Source organism: Brevundimonas sp. NPDC058933, from assembly GCF_049315965.1.
In the GTDB taxonomy this organism is placed as follows: Bacteria; Pseudomonadota; Alphaproteobacteria; order Caulobacterales; family Caulobacteraceae; genus Brevundimonas.
The window spans coordinates 1-26,314 of sequence record NZ_JBMOSL010000015.1 but is presented as its reverse complement, the minus strand read 5'-3'; the positions used below and the strand labels follow the sequence as shown (position 1 = coordinate 26,314).

26 protein-coding genes and 1 pseudogene are annotated in these 26,314 nt (G+C 67.8%); 17 read left to right on the top strand and 10 right to left on the bottom strand.

Features of this window, described 5'->3' with window-relative positions:
* Positions 1-80: 80 nt before the first annotated feature.
* Genes ACOZBP_RS16245 through ACOZBP_RS16235 form a run of 3 tightly spaced genes read right to left on the bottom strand, consistent with a single transcriptional unit; the run spans position 81 to position 1,491 of the window.
* The gene (locus tag ACOZBP_RS16245; RefSeq protein ID WP_422677367.1) at positions 81-572 is read right to left on the bottom strand and encodes a VOC family protein; all 492 of its coding nucleotides are present in this window, start codon (positions 570-572) and stop codon (positions 81-83) included.
* Positions 569-1,045, bottom strand: a complete 477-nt coding sequence (locus ACOZBP_RS16240) for an SRPBCC domain-containing protein (RefSeq protein ID WP_422677366.1) — start codon at positions 1,043-1,045, stop codon at positions 569-571. The genes ACOZBP_RS16245 and ACOZBP_RS16240 overlap by 4 nt, the downstream gene beginning before the upstream one ends.
* Before the next feature lie 2 nt (positions 1,046-1,047).
* Positions 1,048-1,491 (bottom strand): VOC family protein, encoded by a 444-nt coding sequence (locus tag ACOZBP_RS16235; protein ID WP_422677365.1) that lies wholly within the window; start codon positions 1,489-1,491, stop codon positions 1,048-1,050.
* 59 nt (positions 1,492-1,550) lie between these two features.
* Here ACOZBP_RS16235 and ACOZBP_RS16230 point away from each other — a divergent pair, with 59 nt between their 5' ends.
* Entirely contained in the window at positions 1,551-2,243 is a 693-nt protein-coding gene (locus ACOZBP_RS16230) for a winged helix-turn-helix transcriptional regulator (protein WP_422677364.1), read from the top strand.
* A 143-nt stretch (positions 2,244-2,386) separates the two neighbouring features.
* Here ACOZBP_RS16230 and ACOZBP_RS16225 read toward each other — a convergent pair whose 3' ends face one another.
* Positions 2,387-2,602 carry a flagellar basal body rod C-terminal domain-containing protein gene (locus tag ACOZBP_RS16225; RefSeq protein ID WP_422677363.1) on the bottom strand — a complete coding sequence of 72 codons (216 nt, stop codon included), beginning with the start codon at positions 2,600-2,602 and terminating at the stop codon, positions 2,387-2,389.
* 221 nt (positions 2,603-2,823) lie between these two features.
* Here ACOZBP_RS16225 and ACOZBP_RS16220 point away from each other — a divergent pair, with 221 nt between their 5' ends.
* The 3 genes from ACOZBP_RS16220 (at position 2,824) to ACOZBP_RS16210 (ending at position 6,005) form a co-directional block, all read left to right on the top strand.
* Positions 2,824-4,785 (top strand): DEAD/DEAH box helicase, encoded by a 1,962-nt coding sequence (locus tag ACOZBP_RS16220; RefSeq protein ID WP_422677362.1) that lies wholly within the window; start codon positions 2,824-2,826, stop codon positions 4,783-4,785.
* Positions 4,786-4,835: 50 nt separating this feature from the next.
* Positions 4,836-5,174, top strand: a complete 339-nt coding sequence (locus tag ACOZBP_RS16215; RefSeq protein WP_422677361.1) for an Mpo1-like protein — start codon at positions 4,836-4,838, stop codon at positions 5,172-5,174.
* Between the two features lie 81 nt (positions 5,175-5,255).
* Positions 5,256-6,005, top strand: a complete 750-nt coding sequence (locus ACOZBP_RS16210; protein ID WP_422677360.1) for an SDR family NAD(P)-dependent oxidoreductase — start codon at positions 5,256-5,258, stop codon at positions 6,003-6,005.
* Between the two features lie 76 nt (positions 6,006-6,081).
* On the opposite strand, the gene ACOZBP_RS16205 is transcribed toward ACOZBP_RS16210, so the two are convergent.
* Complete coding sequence (locus tag ACOZBP_RS16205; protein ID WP_422677359.1) at positions 6,082-6,630, bottom strand: 3D domain-containing protein; 549 nt, start codon at positions 6,628-6,630, stop codon at positions 6,082-6,084.
* A 402-nt stretch (positions 6,631-7,032) separates the two neighbouring features.
* On the opposite strand from ACOZBP_RS16205, the gene ACOZBP_RS16200 reads away from it, so the two are divergent.
* The 4 genes and pseudogenes from ACOZBP_RS16200 to ACOZBP_RS16185 all read left to right on the top strand — a co-directional run bounded on the left by ACOZBP_RS16200 (position 7,033) and on the right by ACOZBP_RS16185 (position 9,949).
* Positions 7,033-8,064 (top strand): S1/P1 Nuclease, encoded by a 1,032-nt coding sequence (locus tag ACOZBP_RS16200; protein WP_422677358.1) that lies wholly within the window; start codon positions 7,033-7,035, stop codon positions 8,062-8,064.
* Positions 8,065-8,231: 167 nt separating this feature from the next.
* Complete coding sequence (locus ACOZBP_RS16195) at positions 8,232-9,020, top strand: RNA methyltransferase (RefSeq protein ID WP_422677357.1); 789 nt, start codon at positions 8,232-8,234, stop codon at positions 9,018-9,020.
* Between the two features lie 192 nt (positions 9,021-9,212).
* A pseudogene (locus tag ACOZBP_RS16190) lies at positions 9,213-9,260 on the top strand (GIY-YIG nuclease family protein); the annotation flags it as partial.
* 365 nt (positions 9,261-9,625) lie between these two features.
* The gene (locus ACOZBP_RS16185) at positions 9,626-9,949 is read left to right on the top strand and encodes a YnfA family protein (RefSeq protein ID WP_422677356.1); all 324 of its coding nucleotides are present in this window, start codon (positions 9,626-9,628) and stop codon (positions 9,947-9,949) included.
* Here ACOZBP_RS16185 and ACOZBP_RS16180 read toward each other — a convergent pair.
* Both ACOZBP_RS16180 and ACOZBP_RS16175 read right to left on the bottom strand, forming a co-directional pair.
* A complete protein-coding gene (locus ACOZBP_RS16180) occupies positions 9,946-10,647 on the bottom strand; it encodes an NAD-dependent deacylase (RefSeq protein ID WP_422677355.1) in 702 nt (233 codons plus the stop codon). The two genes, ACOZBP_RS16185 and ACOZBP_RS16180, sit on opposite strands and share 4 nt — an antisense overlap.
* Entirely contained in the window at positions 10,644-11,534 is an 891-nt protein-coding gene (locus ACOZBP_RS16175) for a LysR family transcriptional regulator (protein ID WP_422677354.1), read from the bottom strand. The genes ACOZBP_RS16180 and ACOZBP_RS16175 overlap by 4 nt, the downstream gene beginning before the upstream one ends.
* Before the next feature lie 170 nt (positions 11,535-11,704).
* Between ACOZBP_RS16175 and ACOZBP_RS16170 the strand changes: the two genes are divergently transcribed.
* The 7 genes from ACOZBP_RS16170 to ACOZBP_RS16140 all read left to right on the top strand — a co-directional run bounded on the left by ACOZBP_RS16170 (position 11,705) and on the right by ACOZBP_RS16140 (position 18,771).
* Positions 11,705-12,811, top strand: a complete 1,107-nt coding sequence (locus ACOZBP_RS16170; protein ID WP_422677353.1) for an S-(hydroxymethyl)glutathione dehydrogenase/class III alcohol dehydrogenase — start codon at positions 11,705-11,707, stop codon at positions 12,809-12,811.
* Positions 12,812-12,893: 82 nt separating this feature from the next.
* Positions 12,894-13,280, top strand: a complete 387-nt coding sequence (locus ACOZBP_RS16165; RefSeq protein ID WP_184265883.1) for a VOC family protein — start codon at positions 12,894-12,896, stop codon at positions 13,278-13,280.
* An 11-nt stretch (positions 13,281-13,291) separates the two neighbouring features.
* Positions 13,292-13,840, top strand: a complete 549-nt coding sequence (locus ACOZBP_RS16160) for a hypothetical protein (RefSeq protein WP_422677352.1) — start codon at positions 13,292-13,294, stop codon at positions 13,838-13,840.
* 15 nt (positions 13,841-13,855) lie between these two features.
* Entirely contained in the window at positions 13,856-14,689 is an 834-nt protein-coding gene (gene fghA / locus ACOZBP_RS16155; protein ID WP_422677351.1) for an S-formylglutathione hydrolase, read from the top strand.
* A 4-nt stretch (positions 14,690-14,693) separates the two neighbouring features.
* Entirely contained in the window at positions 14,694-14,939 is a 246-nt protein-coding gene (locus ACOZBP_RS16150; RefSeq protein WP_422677350.1) for a hypothetical protein, read from the top strand.
* 115 nt (positions 14,940-15,054) lie between these two features.
* The gene (locus ACOZBP_RS16145; protein ID WP_422677349.1) at positions 15,055-16,893 is read left to right on the top strand and encodes a DUF885 domain-containing protein; all 1,839 of its coding nucleotides are present in this window, start codon (positions 15,055-15,057) and stop codon (positions 16,891-16,893) included.
* A gap of 87 nt (positions 16,894-16,980) precedes the next feature.
* Entirely contained in the window at positions 16,981-18,771 is a 1,791-nt protein-coding gene (locus ACOZBP_RS16140; protein WP_422677348.1) for a DUF885 domain-containing protein, read from the top strand.
* 157 nt (positions 18,772-18,928) lie between these two features.
* Here ACOZBP_RS16140 and ACOZBP_RS16135 read toward each other — a convergent pair whose 3' ends face one another.
* On the bottom strand, positions 18,929-20,110 hold the full coding sequence (locus ACOZBP_RS16135) for a DUF1176 domain-containing protein (RefSeq protein WP_422677347.1): 1,182 nt from the start codon (positions 20,108-20,110) through the stop codon (positions 18,929-18,931).
* 113 nt (positions 20,111-20,223) lie between these two features.
* On the opposite strand from ACOZBP_RS16135, the gene ACOZBP_RS16130 reads away from it, so the two are divergent.
* Together ACOZBP_RS16130 and ACOZBP_RS16125 are read left to right on the top strand one after the other, a co-directional pair.
* Positions 20,224-21,444 (top strand): NADP-dependent isocitrate dehydrogenase, encoded by a 1,221-nt coding sequence (locus ACOZBP_RS16130; RefSeq protein ID WP_422677346.1) that lies wholly within the window; start codon positions 20,224-20,226, stop codon positions 21,442-21,444.
* A gap of 384 nt (positions 21,445-21,828) precedes the next feature.
* Positions 21,829-22,377, top strand: a complete 549-nt coding sequence (locus ACOZBP_RS16125; RefSeq protein ID WP_422677345.1) for a DUF2939 domain-containing protein — start codon at positions 21,829-21,831, stop codon at positions 22,375-22,377.
* Between the two features lie 408 nt (positions 22,378-22,785).
* Here the strand turns inward: ACOZBP_RS16125 and alaS are convergent, their stop codons facing one another.
* Both alaS and rraA read right to left on the bottom strand, forming a co-directional pair.
* Positions 22,786-25,431 (bottom strand): alanine--tRNA ligase, encoded by a 2,646-nt coding sequence (gene alaS, locus ACOZBP_RS16120; protein WP_422677344.1) that lies wholly within the window; start codon positions 25,429-25,431, stop codon positions 22,786-22,788.
* 276 nt (positions 25,432-25,707) lie between these two features.
* Positions 25,708-26,190 carry a ribonuclease E activity regulator RraA gene (gene rraA, locus ACOZBP_RS16115; protein ID WP_422677343.1) on the bottom strand — a complete coding sequence of 161 codons (483 nt, stop codon included), beginning with the start codon at positions 26,188-26,190 and terminating at the stop codon, positions 25,708-25,710.
* Between the last annotated feature and the right edge of the window lie 124 nt (positions 26,191-26,314).

The following is a 26,314-nucleotide window of genomic DNA, read 5'->3' as shown; positions in this document are numbered from 1 at the left end:
GCTGAGGGCGGATGGTCGTTGAAGGCGCAGGCGTAGGCTTGGTGGAAAGCGACAGTCAGGCGGCCAATTAACGCGGTCGATCACCCCGCCCTGTCAGCAGCCGCCTCCAGCGCGGCGATGTCGATCCTTGTCATCGTCATCATGGCCTCGAAGGCGGCCCTGGAGCGGGCCGGATTGGGGTCGTCGTAGAAGGCCATCAGGCGGCGCGGCGTGATCTGCCAGTTGACGCCCCAGCGGTCCTTGCACCAGCCGCAGGCGCTTTCGGCGCCGCCGTTGCCGACGATGGCGTCCCACAGGCGGTCGGTCTCGGCCTGGTCATCGGTCATGATCATGAAGGAGACGGCCTCGGTCTGGGGAAAGTTCGGCCCGCCGTTCAGGCCGACGTAGCGCCGCCCCGCCAGGGTGAATTCCACCACCAGCTCGGCGCCCTCCGGACTGGACGGATTGTCGGCAGGGCTGGCCGCGACCCGGTCGATGCGGCTGTCGGGCAGGCCGAGCGAGACGTAGAACTCGGCCGCAGTCTTGGCCTGGCCGAGGTCGTACCAGATGCAGGGGATGATCTTGTCGGTCATCGCGTCTTCTCCTGTGACGCCAGACGCTCGGCCACCTCGCCCAGTTGATCGGCGGCGGCGCCCCAGCCTGGCTCGAAGCCCATTTCGGCGTGCGTCTGCATGGCCTTGTCGTCCCAGTGACGGGCGCGGGCGGTGTAGCGCGTGCCGTCGCCCTCGGGTTCGAACGTGTCGATGCGGACGAAGTTCATCTCGCTGGCTTGCGGGATCCAGCCTTCGGTCATGGCGCCGGTGGTGACGATGCGGCGGCCTGGTTCGACCTCCAGCACCACGCCGCGATATTCATGCCGCTCGCCCTCGGGCGACTGCATGACGATGTCGGCGCGCCCGCCGGGGCGCAGGTCATAGTCGACCTGAGGCGTGGTCCAGGGGCGGGGCGTGAACCACTCGGTTCCGTGCTGGGTGAAGGCTTTCCAGACGGTTTCAGGCGAGGCCCTGAAGGCGCGGTTGACGCTCAGTTCGAACAGGTCGGCCATGATCAGCCGCCTCCGACCTGAGAGGCGAAGGCCTCGGGGCCTTGGGCGGCGGCTTCGGGGTCCATCCACATCACTTCCCAGATATGGCCGTCCGGGTCGGCGTAGCTGCGGCCGTACATGAAGCCATAGTCCTGGGTGGCGTTGGGATCAGCCTGACCGCCCGCCTTGGCGGCGCGGTCGACCACGGCGTCGACGGCGTCGCGGCTGTCCTCGGAGACGCAGATCAGCACCTGGGCCGTCTTGTGCGCGTCGGGGATGGCGCGGTCGGTGAAGCTGGCGAACTTCTCGTGCGTCAGCAGCATGGCGTGGATGGTGTCCGAAAACACCAGGCAGGCGGCCGTATCGTCCGAGAACATCGGGTTCTTCGTCGCCCCCACGGCCTCATAGAAGGCGACGGAGCGGGGCAGGTCGGTGACCGGCAGGTTGACGAAAATCATCTTTGACATGGCGTTCTCCCTCTCTCTGATGGTGCAAGTCTTGCGTCTCGATGTTATGTTAGTCAACCATGAAGTTAGAAAAAATAACTAAAGAGTCCGCCGGGCGGTCCCGCCGCTATCACGACGCCTGCGGCGCGGCGCACGGGCTCGACCTGATCGGCGAGCGCTGGGCGCTGCTGGTGATACGAGAACTCATGATGGGGCCGAGGCGTTTCAGCGACCTGCGCAAAGACCTGTGCGGCCTGTCGGCCAACGTCCTGACGCAGCGGCTGGAGGGGTTGGAGGCTTCGGGCATCGTCCAGCGCCGCAAGCTGCCGCCGCCCGCCTCGGTCCAGGTCTATGAGCTGACCGACTGGGGCTATGAGATCAAGCCGGTCTTCATGGTGCTGGGCCGCTGGGCCGCGCGCTCGCCGCAGCACGACCCGACCCTGCCGATCAGCGCGGTCTCGGTCATGCAGTCGTTCGAGACCATGTTCGATCCGGCGCGGGCGGGCGACGCGGTCATGCGTCTGGGCTTTGCGCTGGACGAGGATCAGATGGTGGTGACCGTGGCGGAGGGCGTCATCGCCACCCGGCGCGGCGCGGTTGAGGACTGCGACGTCATCGTGCGCGCCTCGCCGCCGGCGGTCGTGGCCGCCGCCGTCTATGGCAAGGTTCCCCTAGCGGCGCTGGAAGGCGAGGGGGCGATGACCATCGACGGCGACCGCGATGTATTCGCCCGCTTCATCGACTTCTTCCACCTGCCGGAAAAGGCGGGGTGATCCGCAATTTACCCCGCTCATCCCCGCGGAGGCGGGGACCCAGGCTTTGGCTGCGAGCGCGCGGTTAAATCAGGCGCGCATTTGAGCGTGGCGCGCGTGGCTCTCACTGGGTCCCAGCCTCCGCGGGGATGAGCGGAATAGGGTTAGACCAGCACGTCCAGCAGCGTCCCGGTCATTTCGTCGGCCGTGCGCATCACGGCGGCGTTGGCGGAGAAGTCCTGTTTGGCGCGGATCTGCTCCACCGCTTCGACCGCCAGATTGTCCAGCGCGCCCGCGGCCGTGCGACGGGCGCTGGCCTCGAAGCGGCTGGCGGCGCTCTGCATCCCGGCGGCGGCGATGCTCAGGGGCGGAATCGTCATGGCGGTCTCCGGCGCGAGGAAGGTCTGCGAGCGGTCAGGATCGTGGCTTTGCGGTCAATGTCGCCTGAACAAGCGTGGTGAACGGCGGTCTTTTTCCGGAAACACGCCGCATCGGGGCCAATATTGGTGTATAGAGGCGGTCTTCTCCTCGCCCGGCCGGCTGTTTGCCTTGGCCGGGCGCGGTCGTTTCGGCGGCCGCATTGCTCTTTTTCAGGTCGTATATGCCCTTTCCCGCGATCCACCCCGCGCTAGACCGCGCTCTCGTCAACAAGGGCTATGCTGAGCCCACGCCCGTCCAGGCCGCGGTTCTGGACGGCCACGGCGAGGCCGACATGCTGGTGTCGGCCCAGACCGGATCGGGCAAGACGGTGGCCTTTGGTCTGGCGGCGGCCTCGACCCTGCTGGGCGACAATGAAAGCTTCGGGCCTGCCGACGCGCCGCTGATGCTGGCGATCGCCCCGACGCGCGAACTGGCGCTGCAGGTCTCGGCCGAGCTGGAATGGCTGTACGGCCAGTCGGGCGCCAAGATCACCACCTGCGTCGGCGGCATGGACGCCCGCAAGGAAGCCCGCGCGCTGAACTTCGGCATCCACATCGTGGTCGGCACGCCCGGCCGCCTGAAGGACCACATCGACCGCGGCAACCTCGACCTGTCGGCGCTGAGAGTGCTGGTGCTCGACGAGGCCGACGAGATGCTGGACATGGGCTTCCGCGAGGACCTGGAATACATCCTGGAGCAGTCGCCGCCCGAGCGCCGCACCCTGCTGTTCTCCGCCACCATCGCCCGCGACATCGCCACCCTGGCCAAGCGCTATCAGCGCGACGCCGTGCGCATCGACACCGTCGACCGCAGCGCTCCGCACAGCGACATCGAATACCGCGCCCTGCGCATCGCTCCGAACGAGATCGAGCACGCCGTCGTCAACGTGCTGCGCTTCTATGAAGCGCCCGGCGCCCTGGTCTTCTGCTCGACCCGCGACAGCGTGCGTCACCTGCAGTCGTCGCTGCTGGAACGCGGCTTCTCGACCGTCTCCCTGTCCGGCGAAATGGGCCAGCGCGAGCGCACCGACGCCCTGCAAGCCCTGCGTGACGGCCGCGCCCGCGTCTGCGTCGCCACCGACGTGGCCGCGCGCGGTCTGGACCTGCCCGACCTGGGCCTGGTGATCCACGCCGAACTGCCGATCAACAAGGCGACCATGCTGCACCGTTCGGGCCGTACCGGCCGCGCGGGCAAGAAGGGCGTGTCGATCCTGCTGGTGCCGCACACGCGCCGCCGCAAGGCCGAGATGCTGCTGAACTCGGCTGGCGTGGACGCCACCTGGGCCGGCGCGCCGACCGCCGAAGAAATCCTGGCCAAGGACGAGACCCGCCTGCTGGGCGGCGACATCTTCGAACAGGCCGTGACCGAAGAGGACATGGTCCTAGCGCGTCGCCTGATGAGCGAGCGCACCGCCGACGAAATCGCGGCCGCCCTGATCCGCGTGATCAAGAAGGACCTGCCGGCGCCGGAAGACCTGCTGGATCCGGGCGCGATCCATCAGCCGCGCGGACGCGATCGCACCGCCGCCGGCGGCGGCGGTGAGGACTTCTCGCCGACCCCGTGGCCGGGCGACCGCCTGCAAGCCGACGAAGTCGTCTGGTTCCGCATGGATGTGGGCCGCAACAAGAACGCCGACCCGAAATGGCTGATCCCGCTGATCTGCCGCGTCGGTCACATCACCAAGAAGGAAATCGGCGCAATCCGCACCTTCCCGGATGAGACGCGCTTCGAGATCGCCAAGACCCACGAAGGCCTGTTCCGCGACGCCTTGAAGAACAGCCCGCGCGACGACGTCACCATCACCCCGTCGGAAGCCCCGACGCCGGGCGGCGGCGGCGGCTTCAAGAAGCCGTTCAAGAAGCGTGACGATGAGCGCGGCGGCGATCGTCCGGCCCGTCCGCCCTTCGCCAAGAAGCCCTTCAACCGCGAAGAGCGCACCGGCGACGGTCCGCGCCCGGACTTCAAGAAGAAGCCCTACGCCCCGCGCACCGACGCCGAGCGCAGCGCTCCGCGCGCCGACGGCGACAAGCCCTACGCCAAGAAGCCCTTCGGCGCGAAGCCGGGCGGCTTCAAGCCCGGCGGCAAACCGGCCGGCGCCAAGCCGTTCAACAAGGCCGGCAAGCCCGGCAAGCGTTTCGACTGATCACTGATCGCTGACTTGCCCCCGGTTCGATCCGGGGGCAGGCTGCGGCCATGACCGCACGCGAACCACAGGCCGAACGCGACGCAGGGGGACGCTACGCCTCCTTTGCCGCCTTCTATCCCTATTACATCCACGAACATTCCAACCGGACCTGCCGCCGCATCCATGTGGTCGGGACCGGGCTGGTGATCGCCGCCTTCCTGGCCTTCTGTTTGACGCTGAACGCCTGGTGGCTGCTGGCCATGCCGCTGGTCGGCTACGGCTTCGCCTGGGTCGGGCATTTCTTCTTCGAGAAGAACCGGCCGGCGACCTTCAAATATCCGCTGTGGAGCCTGATGGGCGACTTCCGCCTGTTCTTCGAGACGGTGACGGGCAGGCGCAGGTTCTGATCACGACCCCGTGCGATCGGGTCGAAGCGTCGCCTTGCGCTCCCATATGTCGGTCACGCTTTCAGTAGAAGGAGACCGCGTATGGAACTTGAGAACCAGGTCATTATCGTCACGGGCGGGGCCAGCGGCATCGGCCGCGAAGCCTGTCTGGCGCTGGCGAAAAAGGGCGCGGACCTGATCGTCGCCGACTTCAACCTGGCGGGCGCCGAAGCCGTCGCCGGCGAAGTCCAGGCCCTGGGGCGCAAGGCCCACGCCTTCAAGGTCGATGTCTCCAAGGCTGATGAGGTCAAGGCCCTGGTGGATTTCGCCGTCGAGCGGCTAGGCACGCTGAACGGCATGTTCAACAACGCCGGCATCGGCCTGGTGAAGCCCTTCCTCGAAATGGAGCCGGCCGACTATCTGAAGGTGATCGAGGTCGATCAGCACAGCGTCTATTACGGCCTGCTGTACGGGGCGCGGAAGATGGTCGAACTGGGCGTCAAGGGCGCCTTCGTCAACACGGCCTCCATCTACGGCTCGGTCGCCGCGCGGGGCAGCTTCAACTACAATGCGGCCAAGGCGGCGGTGGTCTCGATGAGCCGGTCCGGCGCGCTGGAGTTGGCCGAGCACGGCATCCGGGTCGTGGGCGTGGCCCCCGGCTTCATCGACACCCCGATCCTGGGCGACGATCCGGCGGCCAAGGCGCCGCTGGCGATTCAGCATATGCACAACCGGCTGATCCAGCCTGAAAAGGTCGCCAGCGTGGTCGCCTTCCTGTTCACCGACGCGGCCAGCGCTGTGAACGGCTCGACCGTGGCGGTGGACGACGGCTTCCTGTCCTTCAAGGTCTGACGAACGGCCTGTGGCGCAGCAAAAAGGCGACCGGATCGCTCCGGTCGCCTTTTTTGTCGGTCGGGCTGTGCGCCCGTCAGTTCGAGGCTGTTTCCCAGGCGGGAGGGCAGCCGTCGAAGTCGCCGGCGTCAGCGATGGTCAGGGTCTTCATGTTCAGGTTCATGGCCTGGCGCATCGAGCCGCGGCCGTGGCCGGTATAGAGGTCGATCTTGGCGCCCTTGATGGCGCCGCCGGTGTCGGACGCATACCAGTAGCCGTCATGGACGGTGCCGTCGCTCATGCGCAGGCCGACGGTTTCGCGGATGAACAGCTTGGTGCGGCGCGGGATGACGCGGGGATCGACAGCGACCGTGCGCATGGCGATGGGGCGGCAACCGAGCGAGTCATTGCCCGTCGCGCCGCCGCCGCCGGCATGATAGAGGCGCGCCGAGGCTCGCCAGTCGGGATCGCCGGCCATCAGTTCGGCCTGTTCGGCGGACAGGGCGTCGATGGAACCTTCATCCGCCGCAGCGGTTTCCATTGCAGCTGCGTCGATAGCGACGACAGCCTCATAGGACTGAGGCTCTCCGGAACCGGAGAAGGCCATAGCCCAGAACATGGCAAGCGCGGCGGCTGTGTTCAGCATCGAACAGACTCAGGAAGCACCGGTCCCGACACGATCCGGCAGCGGGTTTTTGACCCCCAATTACGGCGAAAACGTGTCCTTTGAGGTCAGGCGCGGGTCTGGCGCGCGATCATCGTTCGATTAGTCCACAGGTCGATGAGCATATCGCGTAAATGCCACAGCATATGTGGCAGCAACGAAAACAGTATTCGTGCCGTATCGCTTCTATACTGCGCTTATGAGCTGTTGGGTTAACACCTATGTCTGATTGTGTAACACTTTATTGCGAAGAAAGTCTCGGGTTCCAGCAAAGGTGATGGCTGTGTGGTTGCGCGGCCACCTGATGGCGCTCGCGGCTAGAGGTCGAGCGGGGAATGAGATAAGCGGTCGTTTCCTCACGAACTTTTCCGCCGGTGTTCCCTGATGAAGCGTCAAGTCAAACGCCTGATGATCTCCGCCGCCGCCCTGCTGCTGGTCGCGGCTCCTGCTGTTCACGTCGACGCCTGGGGCAATACCGGCCACCGTCTGATCGGCGTTGCGGCCATGCGCGGCCTCAGCGACGACCTGCCGGCCTTCCTGCGGACGCCCGGCTCCATCGCCGACGTCGGCGAACTGGCGCGCGAACCCGACCGCTGGAAGGGCGCCGGCCAGCCGCACGATCGCGAGCGTGACACGGCCCACTTCATCGACTTCGACGACAACGGCTTCGCCATGAACGAGAAGGGGCCGTCCATCGACGCCCTGCCGCGTCTGAAGTCGGACTTCGACACCGCCCTGGTGCAGGCGGGCATCAAGATCGACGAGGTCGGCTATCTGCCCTACGCCCTGATGGACGCCTATCAGAACCTGGGCCGCGACTTCGGCTACTGGCGCGTGCTGACCGCCGCAGAGGCGCGCGAAACGGATCCCGGCAAGAAGGCCTGGTACCGGGCCGACCGCGAGCGCCGCGAGGCCTTGATCCTGCGCGACATCGGCGTCCTGGCCCACTACGTCGGCGACGGCTCGCAGCCGCACCACCTGTCGATCCACTTCAACGGCTGGGGCGACTATCCGAACCCCGAGGGCTTCACCAACTCGCGCCGCACCCATGGCGTGTTCGAGGGCGAGTTCGCCTCGCGCGTCGCGCGTCTGGACACGGTGGAGGCCGCCATGGCCCAGCCTCAAGTCGCCAGCCTTGACCTGCGCGCCCGCACCGCCGGCTATCTGAAGACGACGCTGGGCACGGTCATTCCCTTCTATCGTCTGGAAAAGGCGGGCGGGTTCAAGGACGCCGATCCGCGCGGCGCAGCCTTCGTCAACGAGCGTCTGGCGGCCGGCGCCTCGGAGCTGCGTGACCTGATCATCCTGTCCTGGCGCGAGAGCGGCGCGGCTTCCGTCGGCTGGCCCGCCGTCAAGGTGGCCGAGGTCGAGGCCGGCGCGGTCGATCCCTGGTTGTCGATGATTGGCGAGGACTGATCGGGCTTCCTTCTCCCCTGAGGGAGAAGGTGGCAGGCGAAGCCTGACGGATGAGGGGTGCGAGGAGCCTGGGCTGAGGGCTTCCTGTCCAACGTCGCGCCGACACCCCTCATCCGACCCTACGGGCCACCTTCTCCCTCAAGAGGAGAAGGGTTACAGAGCCCCCCATGACTGAACTCACGCCCCCCGTCGTCATCCTCGACAAGTCCCAGATGGCCGAAAACATCGGCGCGGTCGCCCGTGTCATGGCGAACTTCGGCCTGACGGAACTGCGGCTGGTCACGCCGCGCGACGGCTGGCCCCAGGACCGCGCCTGGGCCATGGCCTCGGGCGCCGACTGGGTTCTGGACGGGGTCAAGGTCTTCGACAGCGTGGCCGAAGCCGCCCACGACCTGCACACCGTCTTCGCCACCACCGCCCGCCCGCGCGAGACGCGCCAGCCGGTGCGCACGCCGCGTGAGAGCGCCCGCATCCTCTATGACGACACGGCCTCGGGCCTGAAGACCGGCCTGCTGTTCGGCGGCGAGCGGGCGGGGCTGGAGACGACCGACATCGCCCTGTGCGCCGGGATCACCACCATCCCCATCGACCCGCGCCACCATTCGCTGAACCTGGCCCAGGCCGTCGCCATCAACGCCTATGAGTGGCGCACCCTGATCCTGGACGCCCCGCCGCCGCGCTTCCGCGAAGGCGAGCCGCCGGCGGCGAACGCCCTGCTGGTCGGCATGTACGAGCATCTGGAGGCGGAACTGGACGCCGGCGGCTTCTTCCACCCGCCCGAGAAGAAGCCGTCGATGAGCCAGAACCTGCGCGTCATGCTGGGCCGCGCCGCCTTCACCGAACAGGAAGTCGCCACCATGCGCGGCGCCATCCACGCCCTGGCCAAGGGGCGGGGTCGGGTCCTGGCCAAGCTGGCCGAGAAGCGCGCGGCGGAGGAAGCGAAGAAGGGCGAGTAGCTTCTTTTATTTCGTCATCCTCGGGGCGGCGCAGCCGAACCCGGGGACCCAGGCGGTGGCTGTGGTTGCGCCTTGTCCTGTCGCCTTCCTGCGTGCTGAATGGCCTGGGTCCCGGGTTCGCTTCGCGCCCCGGAATGACGGAGGGGGTGGGGCGAGGTGCGAAACCCAGACGCGATCATCGCCGTCTACATCATGGCCAACCGCCGCAACGGCACGCTCTACACCGGCGTCACAAGCGATCTCCACGACCGCGTCTGGAAGCACAAGCTCGGGACGTCCAAGGGCTTCACTGACGACTACGCCTGCAAGGGGTTGGGTCTGGTTCGAGCCTCAACTCGGCATGACCGAAGCCATCGCGCGCGAAAAGCAGATCAAGAAATGGCGGCGTGCGTGGAAGCTGGAATTGATCGAAGCCGCCAACCCTGTTTGGGAAGACCTGGCGGCGGACTGGTATGACTGACCTCTCAATGCCGTCATCCCGGGGCGAGAAGCGAACCCGGGACCTAGGGGGTTGATATGACTGTGCCTTGTCCTGTCGTCGCGCCGCATGTTGAACGGTCTGGGTTCCGGGTTCGGCTGCGCCGCCCCGGAATGACGGAGATGCAATGAAACTCGCCCTCATCTACCCCCTGGCCGCCCTGGCCGAGATCGGCGGCTGCTTCGCCTTCTGGGCCTGGCTGAAGCTGGATCGGTCGCCGGTCTGGCTGGTTCCGGGCGTGATCAGTCTGATCGCCTTCGCCTGGCTGCTGACCCTGGCGCCGAGCGAGGCGGCGGGGCGGGCGTTTGCGGCCTATGGCGGGGTCTATATATGCGCGTCTCTGGTCTGGATGGCGCTGGTCGAGAAGACGACGCCGGACCGCTGGGACCTGATCGGCGGGGCGGTCTGCCTGATCGGGGCCGGGGTCATTCTGTTCGGGCCCAGAACCTAGAGCGCGCCGAAGAAGGCGGGCACGGTCTCAGTCGCGGGCCCATAGACGCCCTCGTCGAACAGGCGCGCGCCCTGCGTCGGCTCCAGGTTGATCTCGACCGTCCGCGCCCCGGCCATGCGGGCCAGTTGCACGAAGCCCGCGGCCGGATAGACGGCGCCCGAAGTGCCGATGGAGACGAACAGGTCGCAGGCGTCCAGCGCCGCCTCGATCCGCTCCATCGCCAGCGGCATCTCCCCGAACCAGACGATGTGCGGACGCAAGGTCCCATGCGGGTGATGCGGCGAGGCGTGCTCGGCCTCCAGATCGTCGGTCCAGTCGCAGACGAGGCCGGACGCGGTGCAGCGCGCCTTGTTCAACTCGCCGTGCATATGGATCAACTCGAACCCCGGCGCCGGGGGCGTCTCGACGTGCGCCCGGTCGTGCAGGTCGTCGACGTTCTGCGTCACCAACAGGAAATCTCCCCGCCACCGCGCCGCCAGATCGGCCAGGGCCCGGTGCGCGGCATTGGGCTGGACCTCGGCCAACTGGCGGCGCCGCTGGTTGTAGAAGTCCTGCACCAGGGCCGGGTTCGTCGCGAACCCCTCGGGCGTCGCCACCGCCTCGATGCGATGCCCCTCCCACAGCCCGTCCGAGGCGCGGAAGGTCGGCACGCCGCTCTCGGCCGAGACGCCGGCGCCGGTCAGGACGACGAGGTTCATGCGGGGCTCCTTTGTGCGCTAGCCAGGCTGTCATGCAGCCAGTCGATCATGGCGCGGACCTTGGGCGGGACGTGGCGGGGGTGGGGATGGACGGCCCAGACGCCTTCGTCGGGCGGGCGGGCCTCGTCGAGCAGGGAGGCCAACGCGCCCGACGTCAGAGCTTCGGCGACGTAGAAGTCGGGCAACTGGCACAGGCCGAGGCCTTGCAGGGCGGCGTCGAGCACCGCCGCGCCGGAGTTGCAGCGCCAGCGGCCGGTGGGGCGCAGGCTGACTTCGCGCCCGGCCTCGGTGAAACGCCATTGCTCGGACGAGCCGATCAGGCCGTCGTGGCTGGCGATCTCGGACAGGTCGCGCGGGGCGCCCCGCCTCGCCAGGTAGTCGGGGCTGGCGCACAGGATCAGTCGTCGCGAGGCCAGCCGCCGCGCCATCAGCCGCGAGTCAGTCAGGTGGCCGAACCGCACCGCCAGATCATAGCCGTCGCCGACCAGGTCCCTGAGACGATTGTCCAGATCCAGCTCGATGCGCAGCTCCGGGTTCTGGCGCGCGAAGGCGTTGACGGCGGGGGCGATGAAGCGCTCGCCGTAGGAGACCGAGCAGGTCATGCGCAGCAGGCCGCGCGGGGCCTGATCATCGGGCTGGACGGCGGCCAGGGCCTCGTCGCGTTCGTCGATCAGGCGACGGCAGCGGGCCAGGAAGTCGCGGCCCGCGTCGGTCAGCTCGACCCGGCGGGTGGTGCGATGCAGCAGGCGGGTCTGCAGCCGGTCCTCCAGCCGGGCGATCTCGCGGCTGACGGCCGAGGTCGACAGGCCCAGTCGCCGAGCGGCGGCCGAGAAGCTGGCCTGTTCGGCGACAGCGGTGAATTCGTCGATCCCGGCCCAGCGGCTCATGGGGACGTTCGATCATGATTGTTGCAGTACGACAATAATGTTTTTGCGGTTGTCGCCATATCCGCCCCGCCGCGACCGGCGTAGAACAGACGCCAATTCAGTCACCTCCTGTCCCTGAAGCAGCGAGCGACCGCGTCGCGCGCGTTAGGGACGTCCGAAGGACCCAGATCATGAAAACCCGCGCCGCCGTCGCCTTCGAAGCCAAACGCCCGCTTGAGATCGTCGAGGTCGATCTGGAAGGCCCGCGCGCCGGCGAGGTGCTGATCGAGATCAAGGCGACGGGCGTCTGCCACACCGACGCCTATACGCTGGACGGACTGGACTCGGAGGGCATCTTCCCGTCGATCCTGGGCCATGAGGGCGCGGGCGTAGTGGTCGAGGTGGGGCCGGGCGTGACCTCGCTGGCCGTCGGCGACCACGTCATCCCGCTGTACACGCCGGAATGTCGCCAGTGTAAGTCGTGCCTCAGCCGCAAGACCAACCTCTGCACCTCGATCCGCTCGACCCAAGGCAAGGGTCTGATGCCGGACGGCACCTCGCGCTTTTCCTACAAGGGTCAGGCCATCGCCCACTACATGGGTTGCTCGACCTTCTCGAACTACACGGTGCTGCCCGAGATCGCCGTCGCCAAGATCCGCAAGGACGCTCCCTTCGACAAGGCCTGCTACATCGGCTGCGGCGTGACGACGGGCGTGGGCGCGGTGGTCAACACGGCCAAGGTCGAGCCGGGCGCCAACGCCGTGGTCTTCGGTCTGGGCGGCATCGGCCTGAACGTCATCCAGGGGCTGAAGCTGGTCGGGGCCGACATGATCGTCGGCGTCGACATCAACGCAGACAAGGAAGAATGGGGCCGCCGCTTCGGCATGACCCACTTCGTCAATCCCAAGGACGTCTCGGACGTGGTGGCCCATCTGGTCGAACTGACCGGCGGCGGCGCCGACTACACCTTCGACTGCACCGGCAACACCGTGGTCATGCGTCAGGCGCTGGAAGCCTGCCACCGGGGCTGGGGCGAGAGCATCGTCATCGGCGTGGCCGAGGCGGGCAAGGAGATCTCGACCCGTCCGTTCCAGCTGGTCACCGGCCGCGTCTGGAAGGGCTCGGCCTTCGGCGGCGCGCGCGGCCGCACCGACACGCCCAGGATCGTCGACTGGTACATGGACGGCAAGATTGAGATCGATCCGATGATCACCCACACTCTGCCGCTGGAACGCATCAACGAGGCCTTTGACCTGATGCATGAAGGCAAGAGCATCCGTTCGGTGATCGTCTTCTAAAAGAGCGTTGCCAAACGAAACTGACCAAGCCTAGCTTGCGGCGCCCGGCGAACCGGCCGGGCGTCACATCGGGAGGAAGATCATGTTCACGCACGTCACCCTGGGCGCCAACGACGTCGAGGCGTCGCACAAATTCTATGACGCGGTGCTCGGCGCCCTGGGCCATCAGCCCGGCGCCTACAATGACCAACCCCGGCCGGGCGTCTGGTACATGACGCCGCGCGGCATGCTGGGCGTGGTCACGCCGCGCGACGGCGAGCCCGCCTGTCACGCCAACGGCGGCACCATCGGTTTCGCCGCCGCCAGCCCGGAAGCGGTCGTCGCCTTCGCCGAGGCCGGCGTGGCGGCGGGCGGCACGGCCATCGAGGACCCGGCGGGTCCGCGCGACACCCCCTTCGGCAAGATGCACCTGGCCTATCTGCGCGATCCGTCGGGCAACAAGATCTGCGCCGTTCACCGGCCGGGCTGAGGACTGAAACGATGAAGAAGGCGGCGACCGCGTCGATCATGGCCCTTGCGGTCGTCATGGGCCTCGCCGCCTGCAATCGCGAGCCTGCGCCCGTGGCGGCGGAGACCCCCGCCGAGGCCTGGGTGGGCAAGGACGTGGTTCTCTATCTGCCCGATCCGGTGATGAAGGCGCGGGTCGAGGTCGCGGCCCTGTCGCCCTATGTCAATGCGGCGGCGATTGCGGCTGAGGGGGCGATTCGCGCGGCCCCCGCCCAGGCCGGCGCCTCGGGCATGTTGCTGCTGATGGTCAAGCCGGGCGGGCGCTCGAAGGCGTGGGTCGTGACCGGCGAGCCGGCGCCCAGCGCGGAAACTGTCGCGGCCGTGGTCAAGGCGGTCGAGGCCGTGCCGGCCCCCGCAGTGCGCGAGGGACCGATCCTGGTCGGCGTCGGCTTCGAGGCCTGGGGCGGCGGCGCGCCGCCCGCCGGGGCCAGCCCGCCGATCCCGCGCGACTGGTACAGCTATTTCCCGAAGGACGGCGGCCGACTGGACGACGCCTTCATGGCCCGCGTCTGGCCTGACTGATCGGAGTTTGAGTTGATGGAAACGGTCAAGATCCACGCTGTCCACGGCGGGACCCTGCGTTATCTAAAGCACGACAGCGCCGCGACGGGCACGCCCATGACCCTGTCGGTGTTCACGCCCGCCGGCGAGGGGCCGTTCCCGGTCCTGATCTGGCTGTCGGGCCTGACCTGCACCGAGGATAATTTCACCACCAAGGCCGGGGCCTACAAGGCCGCCGCACAGCACGGCGTCATCATCGTCGCGCCGGACACCTCGCCGCGCGGGGAAGGCGTGGCGGACGATGCGGCTTATGATTTGGGGCAGGGCGCGGGCTTCTATGTCGACGCCACGCAGGCGCCCTGGGCGCCGCACTTCCGCATGGAAAGCTACGTCACGGACGAACTGATCGCCCTGATCGACGCCGAGTTCCCGACGACGAAGACCCGTTCGATCTTCGGTCACTCCATGGGCGGGCACGGGGCGCTGACCTTGGCCCTGCGCCATCCCGAGCTGTTCACATCGGTCTCGGCCTTTGCGCCGATTTCCTCGCCGACGCGCTGCGCCTGGGGCGAGAAGGCGTTTTCCGCCTATCTGGGCGAGGACCGCGCAGAGTGGGCCAAACACGACACCGCCCTGCTGATCGAAGGCGGCGCGGCGGCGGGCGTGTTCGACGACATCCTGGTGGATCAGGGCGACGCCGATCCCTTCCTGACCGACCAGTTGAAACCCGAACTTCTGGTCGCGGCGGCCAAGGCGGCGGGACAGCGGCTTACCCTGCGGATGCAGCCGGGCTATGATCACTCCTACTTCTTCATGGCCAGCTTCGTGGACGACCACGTGGCCTTCCATGCGACCCGCCTGAAAGCCTGAAACGATGACCGACGCCGCCCCCAATTTCGACCACGTGGACTTCGACGAAATGTTCGCCGCCCTGTGCAGCGAGGTTGGCTTCTGCCTGCATGACAAGGGTCAGAAGAAGGTGATCGCGGCCCTGCCCAAGGGGCTGGACGCCGCGATGAAGGCGGTTCTGGCCGCCGACGGCGTGGATGAACCCAATGCGCCGGGCGACCTGAAGAAGGCTGTGCGCGACTGCCTCAAGGCCCACGTCCAGCCAGGCTGATCCGGTTTCGTGGCCACGGGATGGAGGAAACTTCATCCGCGCCGTGATCATGACGCCTTGCGGGGCGGCTACGCTTCGATAGTGTCCCCTTCCATCGCTTTTGGGAGGAAGCCCTATGATGGATCGCCGCCGCCTGTTGATGACCGCCGCCCTGGGAGGCGCGTTCGCGACCTCGGGCGCCGCCCGCGCCCTGGCCCAGGCTGCGGGGACGCCTGCCGCCGCCGCCGGCCCCGTCTCGGCCCAGTTCCTGGCCCTGCTGGACAAGATCGCGCAGGAGATGATCCTGTCCGACCCCGAGACCCTGACCTCGCTGGGCATGGACCGGGGGGCCATGGCGCAGGCGCGCTTCAAGCTGAGCGACCGGTCCCAGGCCAAGATCGACGCCGACAAGGTCAAGTTCAACGACGGCATGAAGGCGGTGAAGGCCATCGACAAGGCCCGACTGACCGCTGAAGAGCAGACCTATTACGACTCGCTCGAGTTCTTCGGCGACACGGTGCAGGAGGGGTACAAGTTTCCCTATGGCGGCGGCATGTTCCCCTCGCCCTACACCGTCAGCCAACTAAGCGGCGCCTACCAGAGCGTGCCGGACTTCCTCGACAGCCAGCACCGTATCGAGGCGGCGGACGACGCCGAGGCCTATCTGTCGCGCCTGTCGGACTTCGCCAAGGGCCTGGACGACGAACGCGCCCGGATGCAGGCCGACTTCGCCGCGGGCGCCGTGCCGCCCGACTTCGTCATCGACCGCACCCTGACCCAGATGGCCGCCATCACCGGCACGGCCCCGGGGGATTCGATCATGAGCCAGTCGGTGGCTCGCCGCACGGCCGAGAAGAACATTCCCGGCGACTGGGCCGCGCGCGCCCAGGCCATTCTCACCAATGACGTCTATCCGGCCATCCAGCGTCAGGCCGACGCCCTGAAGGCGGTGCGCCCCGGCGCGACCCACGACGGCGGCGTCTGGCGTCTGCCGCAGGGCGAGGACTACTACCGCTTCGGCCTGAAATACTTCACCACCTCGTCGATGACGCCGGACGAGGTGCATCAGATGGGCCTGGAGCAGGTGGCCGAAATCTCGGCCCGCGCCGACGCCCTGCTGAAGGCGCAAGGGATGACGCAAGGGTCGGTCGGCGAGCGCATCGCCGCCTTGGGCAAGGACCCGCGCTTCGTCTATCCGAACACGGACGAGGCCAAGGACGAGCTGATCCAGGAGCTGAACGCCCAGATGGTCGCCATGCAGGCGCGCATGCCGGACTATTTCGGCCGCCTGCCCAAGTCGCCGTGCGACATCAAGCGCGTGCCCAAGGCCATCGAGGCCGGTGCGCCGGGCGGATACTATCAGTCGCCGGCCCTGGATGGTTCGCGTCCGGGCGCCTACTACATCAACCTGCGCGACACGGCGGAATGGCCCAAGTGGACCCTGCCGACCCTGACCTATCACGAGGCGGTGCCGGGCCATCACTTCCAGATCGCCTTGCAGCAGGAGCAACCGGATACGCCGCTGCTGATGAAGGTCATGGGCTTCTCGGCCTATTCCGAGGGCTGGGGCCTGTACGCCGAGCAGCTGGCGGACGAGATCGGCGCCTATGAGAACGATCCTTTCGGCCAGATCGGCTATCTGCAGTCGCTGATGTTCCGCGCCGCGCGTCTGGTCGTCGATTCCGGTCTGCACCACAAGCGCTGGAGCCGCGAGCAGGGCATCCGCTACATGGTCGATACCCTGGGCGACCAGGAATCCAGCATCGCCACCGAGGTCGAGCGCTACTGCGTCTGGCCGGGTCAGGCCTCCAGCTACAAGGTCGGCCACACCACCTGGGTTCGTCTGCGCGAGGACGCCAAGAAACGTCTGGGCGGCCGCTTCGACATCAAGGGCTTCCATGACACCGGCCTGAACCTGGGCGGCGTGCCGCTGACGGTGCTGGAGCGGACCCTGAACGCCTGGACGCCCGCCTAACAGCGGGAACGGGCGCGCCGGCCCGACGACAGTCGAGTGAAGAGGGGGCGCGCGGCGCAGCGCCGCCCTCGTCGGGGAGTGAAGACCATGATCGACCGCCGCCGCCTGTTGCTGACCGCCGCCGCCACGGCGGCCGTGGCGCCCTCGCTCGCCCATGCGGCGTCCGGTGATGCTGACGCGCGCCTCAACGCCCTGCTGGACGGCTGGTTCGAGGCCGACGTGGACGAGGCGCCGGAGCGGGCCACCAACCTGGGTCTGGACCGCGGCGCCCGCGCCGGTCTGTCGTCCAAGCTCAGCGAGGCCGGTCCCGCCGCCATCCGCAAGGATCGCGACAAGGCGATCAGCCGCTGGGCAAGCTTGCGCGCCTTCGACCAGACCGGGCTGTCGGAGGCCGGCGCCCTGAACTACGCCATCGCCGCCTTTGGGCGCGAGACGGCGGCCGAGACCGCGCGCTTCGCCTATGGCGCGGGGCCGGGCCGTCCGTCGCCCTATGTCGTCACCCAGCTGTCAGGCGCCTATTTCGAGACGCCGGACTTCATGGACAACCAGCACCGCATCGAGGACGCGGCGGGGGCCGACGCCTTCCTTTCGCGCCTGTCGGCCTTCGCCGGGGTGCTGGACGGCGAGACGGACAAGGTGCGTGAGGACGCGGGGCTGGGCGTCATCCCGCCGGACTTCATCATCGACCGGATGCTGCCCCAGGTCCGCACCCTGCACGACACGAGCGCGGCCGACCTGGCCATGATCAAGTCGCTGGTCCGCAAGACCGCGGCCCTGAACCTGACCGGCTATGACGCCCGCGCCGCCGCCATCGTCGACCAGCAGATCAAGCCCGCCCTGGCCCGTCAGGTCGCCGCGCTGGAGGCCATCCGCCCGCAAGCCGTCCATGACGCCGGGGTCTGGCGCCTGCCCGACGGCGAGGCCTTCTACGCCAACGGCCTGAAGTCCAACACGACCACGACCCTGAGCGCCGCCGAGATCCACAGGATGGGCCGCGAACAGGTGGCCGAGATCAGCGCCGAGATCGACGCAATCCTGAAATCCCAGGGCTATACGCAAGGCACGGTCGGCGAACGGATCCAGGCCCTGAACAAGGACCCGGCCCAGCTCTTCCCCAACACCGACGCGGGCAAGGAAGAACTGCTGGCCTGGCTGAACGAGCAGGTTGCGGCGCTGGAGCCCAAGCTGCCGTCCGTCTTCGGGCGTCTGCCCAAGTCGCACGTCGAGATTCGCCGCGTGCCGGTGTCGATCCAGTCGGGCGCGCCGGGCGGCTATTACCAGGGACCGCCGCTGGATGGCTCGCGGCCGGGCGCCTACTACATCAACCTGCGCGACAGCGGGAACTGGCCGAAGTTCGCCCTGCCGACCCTGACCTATCACGAGGCCTCGCCGGGCCACCATCTGCAGGTCGCCCTGCAACGCGAGTCGGGCGAGCTGCCGCAGTGGCGCCGCGCGGGCGGCTTCTCGGCCTACAACGAGGGCTGGGCGCTCTATGCCGAGGCGGTCGCCGCCAACGACCTGAACGCCTATGCCGACAACCCGCTGGGCCGGGTCGGCTTCCTGATGTCCTATCTTTTCCGGGCCGTTCGGCTGGTGGTCGACACCGGCCTGCATTCCGAGCGCTGGAGCCGCGAACAGGCGGTCGAATACATGGCGGCCTCGGGCGCCAAGCCGCTGGACGCCTCGAACAGCGAGATCAACCGCTACTGCGTCTGGCCGGGCCAGGCCTGCTCCTACAAGGTCGGCCACACGGTCATCGCCCGCCTGCGGGCCGAGGCGGAAGGCCGCCCCGGCTTCGACCTGCGCGCCTTCCACGACAAGGTGCTGGTGAACGGCTCCCTGCCGCTGGCGGTGCTGGAAGCCCAGATGCGCGGCTGATCCCGTCTGTTTATTCTGCCGTCATCCCGGACGGCCGTCAGGCCGATCCGGGACCCAGTCGTTCGCTGCCAGACAAAGACGCTGTCAAGATCGGCAGACTGGGTCCCGGATCTTCGTCTCGCCAGCGAGACTTCGTCCGGGATGACGGAGGGAGAACCTAGCGGCTGCGCCAGGTCGTCGGCCACTGGTCCGAAGGCACGCCCCAGCATTCGCGCATCTCGCTTTCCGCTTGAAGCGCGAAGGCGCGGCCGGTCCAGACCCACAGGGAATCGATGCCGCAGTCGCCGATGCCGCGCCCCTTGTTGAAGCCGCGCAGGGTTCGGCTGCCGGGATCGTATTCGCTGTCCACCACCTCGTCGTCGGGCGTGCGCGAGGTGGGGAAGCTGAGGGCCTGCGGATCGGCGCCGTTCGGGCCGGTCACGAAATAGCGCATGCTGTAGTTGTAGGCCCCCGACGAGCAGGGCACGCCCCACAACTCCTGATCCGCCGACAGGCGATCCACGGTGACGGCGGTCTGGAAGGTCGGGCTCTGGACGGTGTCGGCGCGGCACTGTTTCACGTCGGCCCGCGCTTCGAATGCCGGGGACAAGACGGGCTTGGGCAGGTTGGTCTGGGCCACGGCGGGGGCGGGCCTGACCACCGGCAGGGCCGGGGCGGCGGGCACGGTCGAGGCGGGCCTGGACCCGCGCCGCACCAGGGCGGTCGTCGTGCTCAAACGCCCCTGACGCTCGTCGATCCACAGCAGGGCGGCGGCGGCCCCGGACAGGGAGATGGGCGTGCTCTCCGCCCCCTGCGACAGGGTCAGGCGGCGGCCCGAGGCCAGGGCGTCCACGACCGGCAGGGCGTCGCCTTCGATCACCCCGGCGTAGGCCTGATCATTGGAGGGGTCGATCCCGTGCGCGGCGGGGAAGGCGCGGCCGTCGATCGTCAGGGTGAAGGGGCCGACGCCGCCCTCTTCCTGCTCGCCCCAGAAGCCGGCGGCGACGGCGGGACGGGCGTCGGGTCCGGCGTCCAGGCTGACCCGCACCCAGCCGTCCTGGCCATCCGGCGCGGGACCGAAGGCGGAGCAGGCGTTGCCGTTGTCGCAGACCACCAGCCAGTCGCGGAACTTGCGGGTCTCGGTCTTGACCGTGGCCGTCGCGGCGTCGCGGGCAGGGGCGGCGGGCGACGACGCGGCCGAGGCGGTCGCCTCGGCCTGATCCCCCTCCTGACAGGCCCCCAGGGCCAGGGCGGCGGACGCGGTGAGCAACAGGCTGCGGAGCATCATGGGCGGCGTTTCCGGCGACAGGAGCGGGACGTCATGAACGGTCTGGCTGGCCTCCGGTTCAAGCCGGCCCAAGGCCTTTTCACGCAGGGACAGGCTTAGAGGCCCTCACCCTTTGCGCCCGCGCGCGCGTCTCGCTATACCGCCCGCACGATATTCCTTCCCTGATTAAGAGACAGAGGCAGAGCATGGCCAAGATCAAGGTCGCCAACCCCATCGTGGACATCGACGGCGACGAAATGACCCGGATCATCTGGCAGATGATCAAGGACAAGCTGGTCTTCCCCTATCTGGACCTGGACCTCGACTACTACGACCTCGGCATGGAAAACCGCGACGCCACCGACGACCAGGTGACGATCGACGCGGCCCACGCGATCCAGAAGCACGGCGTCGGCGTGAAGTGCGCCACCATCACCCCGGACGAAGCCCGCGTTCAGGAATTCGGCCTGAAGAAGATGTGGAAGTCGCCGAACGGCACCATCCGCAACATCCTGGGCGGCGTCGTCTTCCGCGAGCCGATCATCTGCTCCAACGTGCCGCGTCTGGTTCCGGGCTGGACCCAGCCCATCGTCGTCGGCCGTCACGCCTTCGGCGACCAGTACAAGGCCACGGACTTCCTGGTCCCCGGCCCGGGCAAGCTGACCATGAAGTGGGTCGGCGCCAACGGCGAAGAGCAGAATTACGAGGTCTTCGACTTCCCCTCGGCCGGCGTGGCCATGGGCATGTACAACCTGGACGACTCGATCACCGAGTTCGCCCGCGCCAGCTTCTCGTTCGGCCTGCAGCGCAACTATCCGGTCTATCTGTCGACCAAGAACACCATCCTGAAAGCCTATGACGGCCGCTTCAAGGACATCTTCCAGAAGGTGTTCGACGAAGAGTTCGCCGCCGAGTTCAAGGCCAAGGGCCTGACCTATGAGCACCGCCTGATCGACGACATGGTGGCTGCGGCCATCAAGTGGTCGGGCGGCTTCGTCTGGGCGTGCAAGAACTACGACGGCGACGTGCAGTCGGACATCGTGGCCCAGGGCTTCGGCTCGCTGGGCCTGATGACCTCGGTGCTGATGACGCCGGACGGCAAGGTGCTGGAATCGGAAGCCGCCCACGGCACCGTGACCCGTCACTATCGCCAGCATCAGAAGGGCGAGGCCACCTCGACCAACTCGATCGCCTCGATCTACGCCTGGACGCGCGGCTTCTCGCACCGCGCCAAGCTGGACGACAACGCCGAGCTGGCCGAGTTCGCCGCCACCCTGGAACGCGTCGTGGTCGAGACCGTCGAAGCCGGCTTCATGACCAAGGACCTGGCCCTGCTGGTCGGCGATCAGCAGTCCTGGCTGACCACCGAGGGCTTCCTCGACAAGGTCTCCGAGAACCTGAAGAAGGCCCTGCCGAACATCGGCTAGCGGCTTTTTGTTGGGCTGCGGTCGCCCTCCGGGTCGACCCGACGCGGCCTGACGCGCTCAAGCAGCGCGAAGCGCGTTAGCGCACCAAGCATGAAGGCCCGCTCGAGCGATCCGGCGGGCCTTTTTGTCGTTCGCTTTCCTGCCTGCCGTCACCCCGGACGACGCGCAGCGGCGATCCGGGGCCCAGGCGTTGCAACACGCAGGGGCGCGGCAGAACCAGACGCCTGGGTTCCGGGTTCGTTTCGCACCCCGGAATGACGGCCGTGTTTGTGTTGGCGGCTTGAGCCCCCTCACGAACCATGCCCTTAATGTCCCTGGGGATTTTCGGGGGTCGTGGTGCAACATGTCGCCTACCCGTCGCGTTCGTAAGGCAGGGGAGGGCCGATGAACCAGAAACTGATCATTCGACTGGGGGGCGCCGCCGTGGCGGTCTTCGTCCTGGCCTATGCCGCTTCGCCCTTGCTGGCGGCGCGGTCGCTGGTGCAGGCGGCCAAGACGGGCGACGAACAGGCGTTGGAGCGTCAGGTGGACTTTCCCGCCTTCCGCGCCAGCCTGAAGGACGAACTGGGCGAGCGCATGGTGGCGGAAATGCGCAAGGATGATCGCCTGGGCGGTCTGTCCGGTCTGGGCATGCTGCTGGCCCCGGCTCTGGTCGGCGGCGCCGTGGACGCCTTCGTCACGCCCCAGGCCATCGCGCTCATGGTGCAGGAGGGCAAGGCGCCGAAGCCGGATCTGGCTCGCGTCGAACCGGAGGCCGGGCCCAAGCCGGAAAGCCAGAAGGTGCGCCAGTCCTGGGGCTACCGCGATCTCGACACCTTCGCCGTCACCCTGACCCGCGACGACCAGCCGGACGAGCGGGTCTCCCTGCTGATGAAGCGCCGCAACCTGTTCGGCTGGAAGCTGGCGGGGATCGATTTGAGCAAGCCGGAGTAACGCATTCTCTGCTCCCTTCCCCCTCGAGGGGGGAAGGGTCGGGGATGGGGGTGTGCACGCCGCCCTTTGACGATGCGGCGCGAGAGGCGCGACGTCTCACGCGCCAGCCTTCAAGCGACCTGCCTCCACCCCCACCCAACCCTCCCCCCTCGAGGGGGAGGGCTTTTGTTATTTCAAAGAAAAAGGGCGGCGCATCGGATGCGTCGCCCTTTCCTTTCCTCCCTGTCGCATAGCGATGGGGAAATGGATCGACGCCGCAGGCGACGAGACGGAGGGGGCGGCTCGACGGCTGACGTTTGCGTCGCCCCCTCCACCGCTACGCGGTCCCCCTCCCCATGGAATGGGGAGGAAAGAAAAAGGCGGCGGACCCGAAAGCCCGCCGCCTGATTTCATTCAGCCTGTGAGGGCCTAGCCCTTCAGCGCGGCCCGGATCGCGTCCAGACCGGCTTCGGCCTTTGACCCGTCGGGCGCGCCGCCCTGGGCGAAGTCGGGCTTGCCGCCGGCGCCCTTGCCGCCCATGGCGATGACAGCGTCGCGGGCCAGATCGGCCGCGTTCACCTTACCGGCCATGTCAGGGGTCGCCGCGACCGTGATGGCCGCCTTGCCGTCGGTGACGCCGACCAGGGCGACGACGCCCGAGCCGATCTGCTTCTTGAAGTCCTCGGCCACGCCGCGCAGGCCCTTGCCGTCCACGCCGTCGAGGACGCGGGCGATCAGCTTGACGCCGTTGATCTCTTCCGGGGCCGCATTGGCGCCCGAACCGCCGCCCAAGGCGAGTTGCTTCTTCAGGTCGGCGACCTGCTTCTCCAGTGCCTTGCGTTCAGCGCTCAGGGCCTCGACCCGGGCCGGGACGTCGGCGGTCTGGATCTTGAAGCCCTGGGCCAGCGAACGGGCCACATTGGCCTGATCCAGCAGGAAGCGGCGGGCCGCCTCGCCGGTCAGGGCCTCGATGCGGCGGACGCCGGCGGCGACGCCGCCTTCCGACACGATCTTGAACAGGGCGATGTCGCCGGTGCGGGCCACGTGGGTGCCGCCGCACAGTTCCACCGAATAGGCGCCGTCGCCGGTCAGGGCCTGGCCCAGGGTCAGGACGCGGACCTCGTCGCCGTACTTCTCGCCGAACAGGGCGACGGCGCCGGCCTCGATGGCCTGCTCAGGGGCCATCAGCTGGGTCGTGGCCGGGACGTTCTGGCGGATGACCGCGTTCACCTCGTCCTCGATCCGCGCCAGTTCGTCTTCGGTCACGGGGGCGTTGTGGCTGAAGTCGAAGCGCATGCGCTCGGCATCGACCATCTGGCCCTTCTGGGCGACGTGGGGGCCGAGCACGTTCTTCAGCGCGGCGTGCAGCAGGTGGGCGGCCGAGTGGTTGGCGCGGGTGGTCGGACGCGAGCCGGTCTCGACCGTGGCCGTCACGGTTGCGCCGACCGTCAGGGCCGCGCCCTGGGCCACCTGGACCGTGTGAACGAAGAGGTCGGCGTGCTTCTTGGTGTCCAGCACGCGGCCTTCGCCGTTGGTCCAGACGAAGCCGCCCTTGTCGCCGGCCTGACCGCCGCCTTCGCCGTAGAAGGGGGTCTGGTTCAGCACCACCTCGACCACTTCCCCGGCCTCGGCGGCCTCGACCGCCACGCCGTCCTTCAGGATGGCGACGACCTGGCCTTCGCCGGTTTCCGTGTCATAGCCGGTGAACTGGGTCACGCCGTGCTGGTCGCGCAGGGCCAGCCAGGCGCCGGCCGAGGCCGTCTGGCCCGAGCCGGTCCAGTGCTCGCGCGACCGGGCGCGCTGCTCTGCCATCGCGCTTTCGAACCCGGCGACATTGACCGAGAAGCCGCGCCGGCGGGCCTCGTCCTGCGTCAGGTCCAGCGGGAAGCCATAGGTGTCATAGAGGGCGAAGGCCGTCTGGCCGTCCAGCATGTCGCCGGTCTTGAAGTCCGTCGTCGCCTGATCGAACAGGTTCATGCCGCGACCGAGCGTGGTGCGGAAACGGATCTCTTCCTGCTTCAGCGTGTCCTCGATGAAGGCCTGGGCGCGGCGCAGTTCGGGATAGGCCTCGCCCATCTCCTCGACCAGGGTCGGCACCAGACGGTGCATCAGCGGGTCGGCGGCGCCCAGCAGGTGGGCGTGGCGCATGGCGCGGCGCATGATGCGGCGCAGGACATAGCCTCGGCCCTCGTTCGACGGGGTCACGCCGTCGGCGATCAGGAAGGCGGTCGAGCGCAGGTGGTCGGCGATGACGCGGTGCGACGGGGCGCGCTCGCCCTCGGCCTTGGTGCGGGTCAGCTCTTCCGAGGCGCCGATCAGGCTCTTGAACAGATCGACGTCATAGTTGGAGTGGACGCCTTGCAGGACGGCGGCGATGCGCTCCAGACCCATGCCGGTGTCGACGCTGGGCTTGGGAAGGTCGCGAACGATATTATCGTTCTCCTTCTCGTGCTGCATGAAGACGTTGTTCCAGATCTCCACGAAGCGGTCGCCGTCCTCATCGGGGCTGCCCGGAGGACCGCCGAAGATGTGGTCGCCGTGGTCGTAGAAGATCTCGGTGCACGGACCGCAAGGGCCGCTGTCGCCCATGGCCCAGAAGTTGTCGGCGGTGGGGATGCGGATGATCTTGTCGTCCGAGAAGCCGGTGATCTTCTTCCAGATGTCGAAGGCTTCGTCGTCGGTGTGATAGACGGTGACCAGCAGGCGGCTGGGATCAAGGCCGAACTCCTTGGTCAGCAGGCCCCAGGCGCTCTCGATGGCGTGGTCCTTGAAGTAGTCGCCGAACGAGAAATTGCCCAGCATCTCAAAGAAGGTGTGGTGACGCGCCGTATAGCCGACGTTGTCCAGGTCATTGTGCTTGCCGCCGGCGCGCACGCATTTCTGCGAGCTGGTCGCGCGCTTGTAGGGCGGGGTCGAGGCGCCGGTGAAATAGTCCTTGAACGGCACCATGCCCGCGTTGACGAACAGCAGGGTCGGGTCGTTTTGCGGCACCAGCGGAGCCGACTGCACCTTCTCGTGGCCGTCGGCCGCGAAGTAGTCGAGGAAGGTGGAGCGGATCTGTTTCAGGCTGGTCATGGCGTATCGCTCTAAGGAGTTCGGGCGCGCGGGGAGAATGTCGGAACCGGCGTCATATAGGGATTTTGCGCCGAGCGCATCACTGGCGCGTGATCCGGTTCGGGCCGACTCTCTTTTTCCTCCCCATTTCATGGGGAGGGGGACCACGAAGTGGTGGAGGGGGCGCCTCTGCCATCTGACGATTTGAGCGCATTCGGCAAGTACGGCGTCGCCCCCTCCGCCACGTCGGCTCCGCCGCCGCGCCACCTCCCCATGAAATGGGGAGGAAAGGTATGGCTAGTCGCGCAGGCGGCGGGGCGAGACGATGACCCCGTCCGCGTCGGCGTAGAGCCAGTCGCCGGGGGTGAAGATGACGCCGCCGAAGGCCGTGGGGATGTCGATTTCGCCGATGGCGTCGCGGTCGGCGCGCAGGGGGACCGTGCCCACGGCCTTGACGCCCACTTTCATCGTGTCGATGACGGCGCTGTCGCGGATGGCGCCGTGGACGATGATCCCGGCCCAGCCGTTGTCGACGGCCAGCTTCGCCAGGTTGTCGCCGACCAGGGCGCGTTTCAGCGACCCGCCGCCATTGACCACCAGAACCGCGCCCTGACCGGGGCGCTCCAGCGTCTGGCGGACCAGGGCGTTGTCATCGAGGACGCTGAGGGTGCGGATCGACCCGTGGAAGGCCGCGACCTGGCCGAAGCTGCGGAACGGAATGTGGCAGACCTTCACCTTGTCGGGGTGGGCGTCGCAGAGGTCGGCGGTGGCGAGGGTCATGGGGGGCTCCGGTTCTTCACGGCCGAGTTTGCCCGGAGGGGCGAGCCGAGAACAGCCGGGGCGCTGAGAAAAGGGGGGCGGCGCCCCCGATTTCAACACCCGCTCATCCCCGCCTCCGCGGGGA

Bases quoted from the DNA above. Each gene is read 5' to 3' on its own strand.
- ACOZBP_RS16245 (WP_422677367.1), bottom strand. From the start codon at position 572: ATGACCGACAAGATCATCCCCTGCATCTGGTACGACCTCGGCCAGGCC.
- ACOZBP_RS16240 (WP_422677366.1), bottom strand. From the start codon at position 1,045: ATGGCCGACCTGTTCGAACTGAGCGTCAACCGCGCCTTCAGGGCCTCG.
- ACOZBP_RS16235 (WP_422677365.1), bottom strand. From the start codon at position 1,491: ATGTCAAAGATGATTTTCGTCAACCTGCCGGTCACCGACCTGCCCCGC.
- ACOZBP_RS16230 (WP_422677364.1), top strand. From the start codon at position 1,551: ATGAAGTTAGAAAAAATAACTAAAGAGTCCGCCGGGCGGTCCCGCCGC.
- ACOZBP_RS16225 (WP_422677363.1), bottom strand. From the start codon at position 2,602: ATGACGATTCCGCCCCTGAGCATCGCCGCCGCCGGGATGCAGAGCGCC.
- ACOZBP_RS16220 (WP_422677362.1), top strand. From the start codon at position 2,824: ATGCCCTTTCCCGCGATCCACCCCGCGCTAGACCGCGCTCTCGTCAAC.
- ACOZBP_RS16215 (WP_422677361.1), top strand. From the start codon at position 4,836: ATGACCGCACGCGAACCACAGGCCGAACGCGACGCAGGGGGACGCTAC.
- ACOZBP_RS16210 (WP_422677360.1), top strand. From the start codon at position 5,256: ATGGAACTTGAGAACCAGGTCATTATCGTCACGGGCGGGGCCAGCGGC.
- ACOZBP_RS16205 (WP_422677359.1), bottom strand. From the start codon at position 6,630: ATGCTGAACACAGCCGCCGCGCTTGCCATGTTCTGGGCTATGGCCTTC.
- ACOZBP_RS16200 (WP_422677358.1), top strand. From the start codon at position 7,033: ATGAAGCGTCAAGTCAAACGCCTGATGATCTCCGCCGCCGCCCTGCTG.
- ACOZBP_RS16195 (WP_422677357.1), top strand. From the start codon at position 8,232: ATGACTGAACTCACGCCCCCCGTCGTCATCCTCGACAAGTCCCAGATG.
- ACOZBP_RS16185 (WP_422677356.1), top strand. From the start codon at position 9,626: ATGAAACTCGCCCTCATCTACCCCCTGGCCGCCCTGGCCGAGATCGGC.
- ACOZBP_RS16180 (WP_422677355.1), bottom strand. From the start codon at position 10,647: ATGAACCTCGTCGTCCTGACCGGCGCCGGCGTCTCGGCCGAGAGCGGC.
- ACOZBP_RS16175 (WP_422677354.1), bottom strand. From the start codon at position 11,534: ATGAGCCGCTGGGCCGGGATCGACGAATTCACCGCTGTCGCCGAACAG.
- ACOZBP_RS16170 (WP_422677353.1), top strand. From the start codon at position 11,705: ATGAAAACCCGCGCCGCCGTCGCCTTCGAAGCCAAACGCCCGCTTGAG.
- ACOZBP_RS16165 (WP_184265883.1), top strand. From the start codon at position 12,894: ATGTTCACGCACGTCACCCTGGGCGCCAACGACGTCGAGGCGTCGCAC.
- ACOZBP_RS16160 (WP_422677352.1), top strand. From the start codon at position 13,292: ATGAAGAAGGCGGCGACCGCGTCGATCATGGCCCTTGCGGTCGTCATG.
- fghA (WP_422677351.1), top strand. From the start codon at position 13,856: ATGGAAACGGTCAAGATCCACGCTGTCCACGGCGGGACCCTGCGTTAT.
- ACOZBP_RS16150 (WP_422677350.1), top strand. From the start codon at position 14,694: ATGACCGACGCCGCCCCCAATTTCGACCACGTGGACTTCGACGAAATG.
- ACOZBP_RS16145 (WP_422677349.1), top strand. From the start codon at position 15,055: ATGATGGATCGCCGCCGCCTGTTGATGACCGCCGCCCTGGGAGGCGCG.
- ACOZBP_RS16140 (WP_422677348.1), top strand. From the start codon at position 16,981: ATGATCGACCGCCGCCGCCTGTTGCTGACCGCCGCCGCCACGGCGGCC.
- ACOZBP_RS16130 (WP_422677346.1), top strand. From the start codon at position 20,224: ATGGCCAAGATCAAGGTCGCCAACCCCATCGTGGACATCGACGGCGAC.
- ACOZBP_RS16125 (WP_422677345.1), top strand. From the start codon at position 21,829: ATGAACCAGAAACTGATCATTCGACTGGGGGGCGCCGCCGTGGCGGTC.
- alaS (WP_422677344.1), bottom strand. From the start codon at position 25,431: ATGACCAGCCTGAAACAGATCCGCTCCACCTTCCTCGACTACTTCGCG.
- rraA (WP_422677343.1), bottom strand. From the start codon at position 26,190: ATGACCCTCGCCACCGCCGACCTCTGCGACGCCCACCCCGACAAGGTG.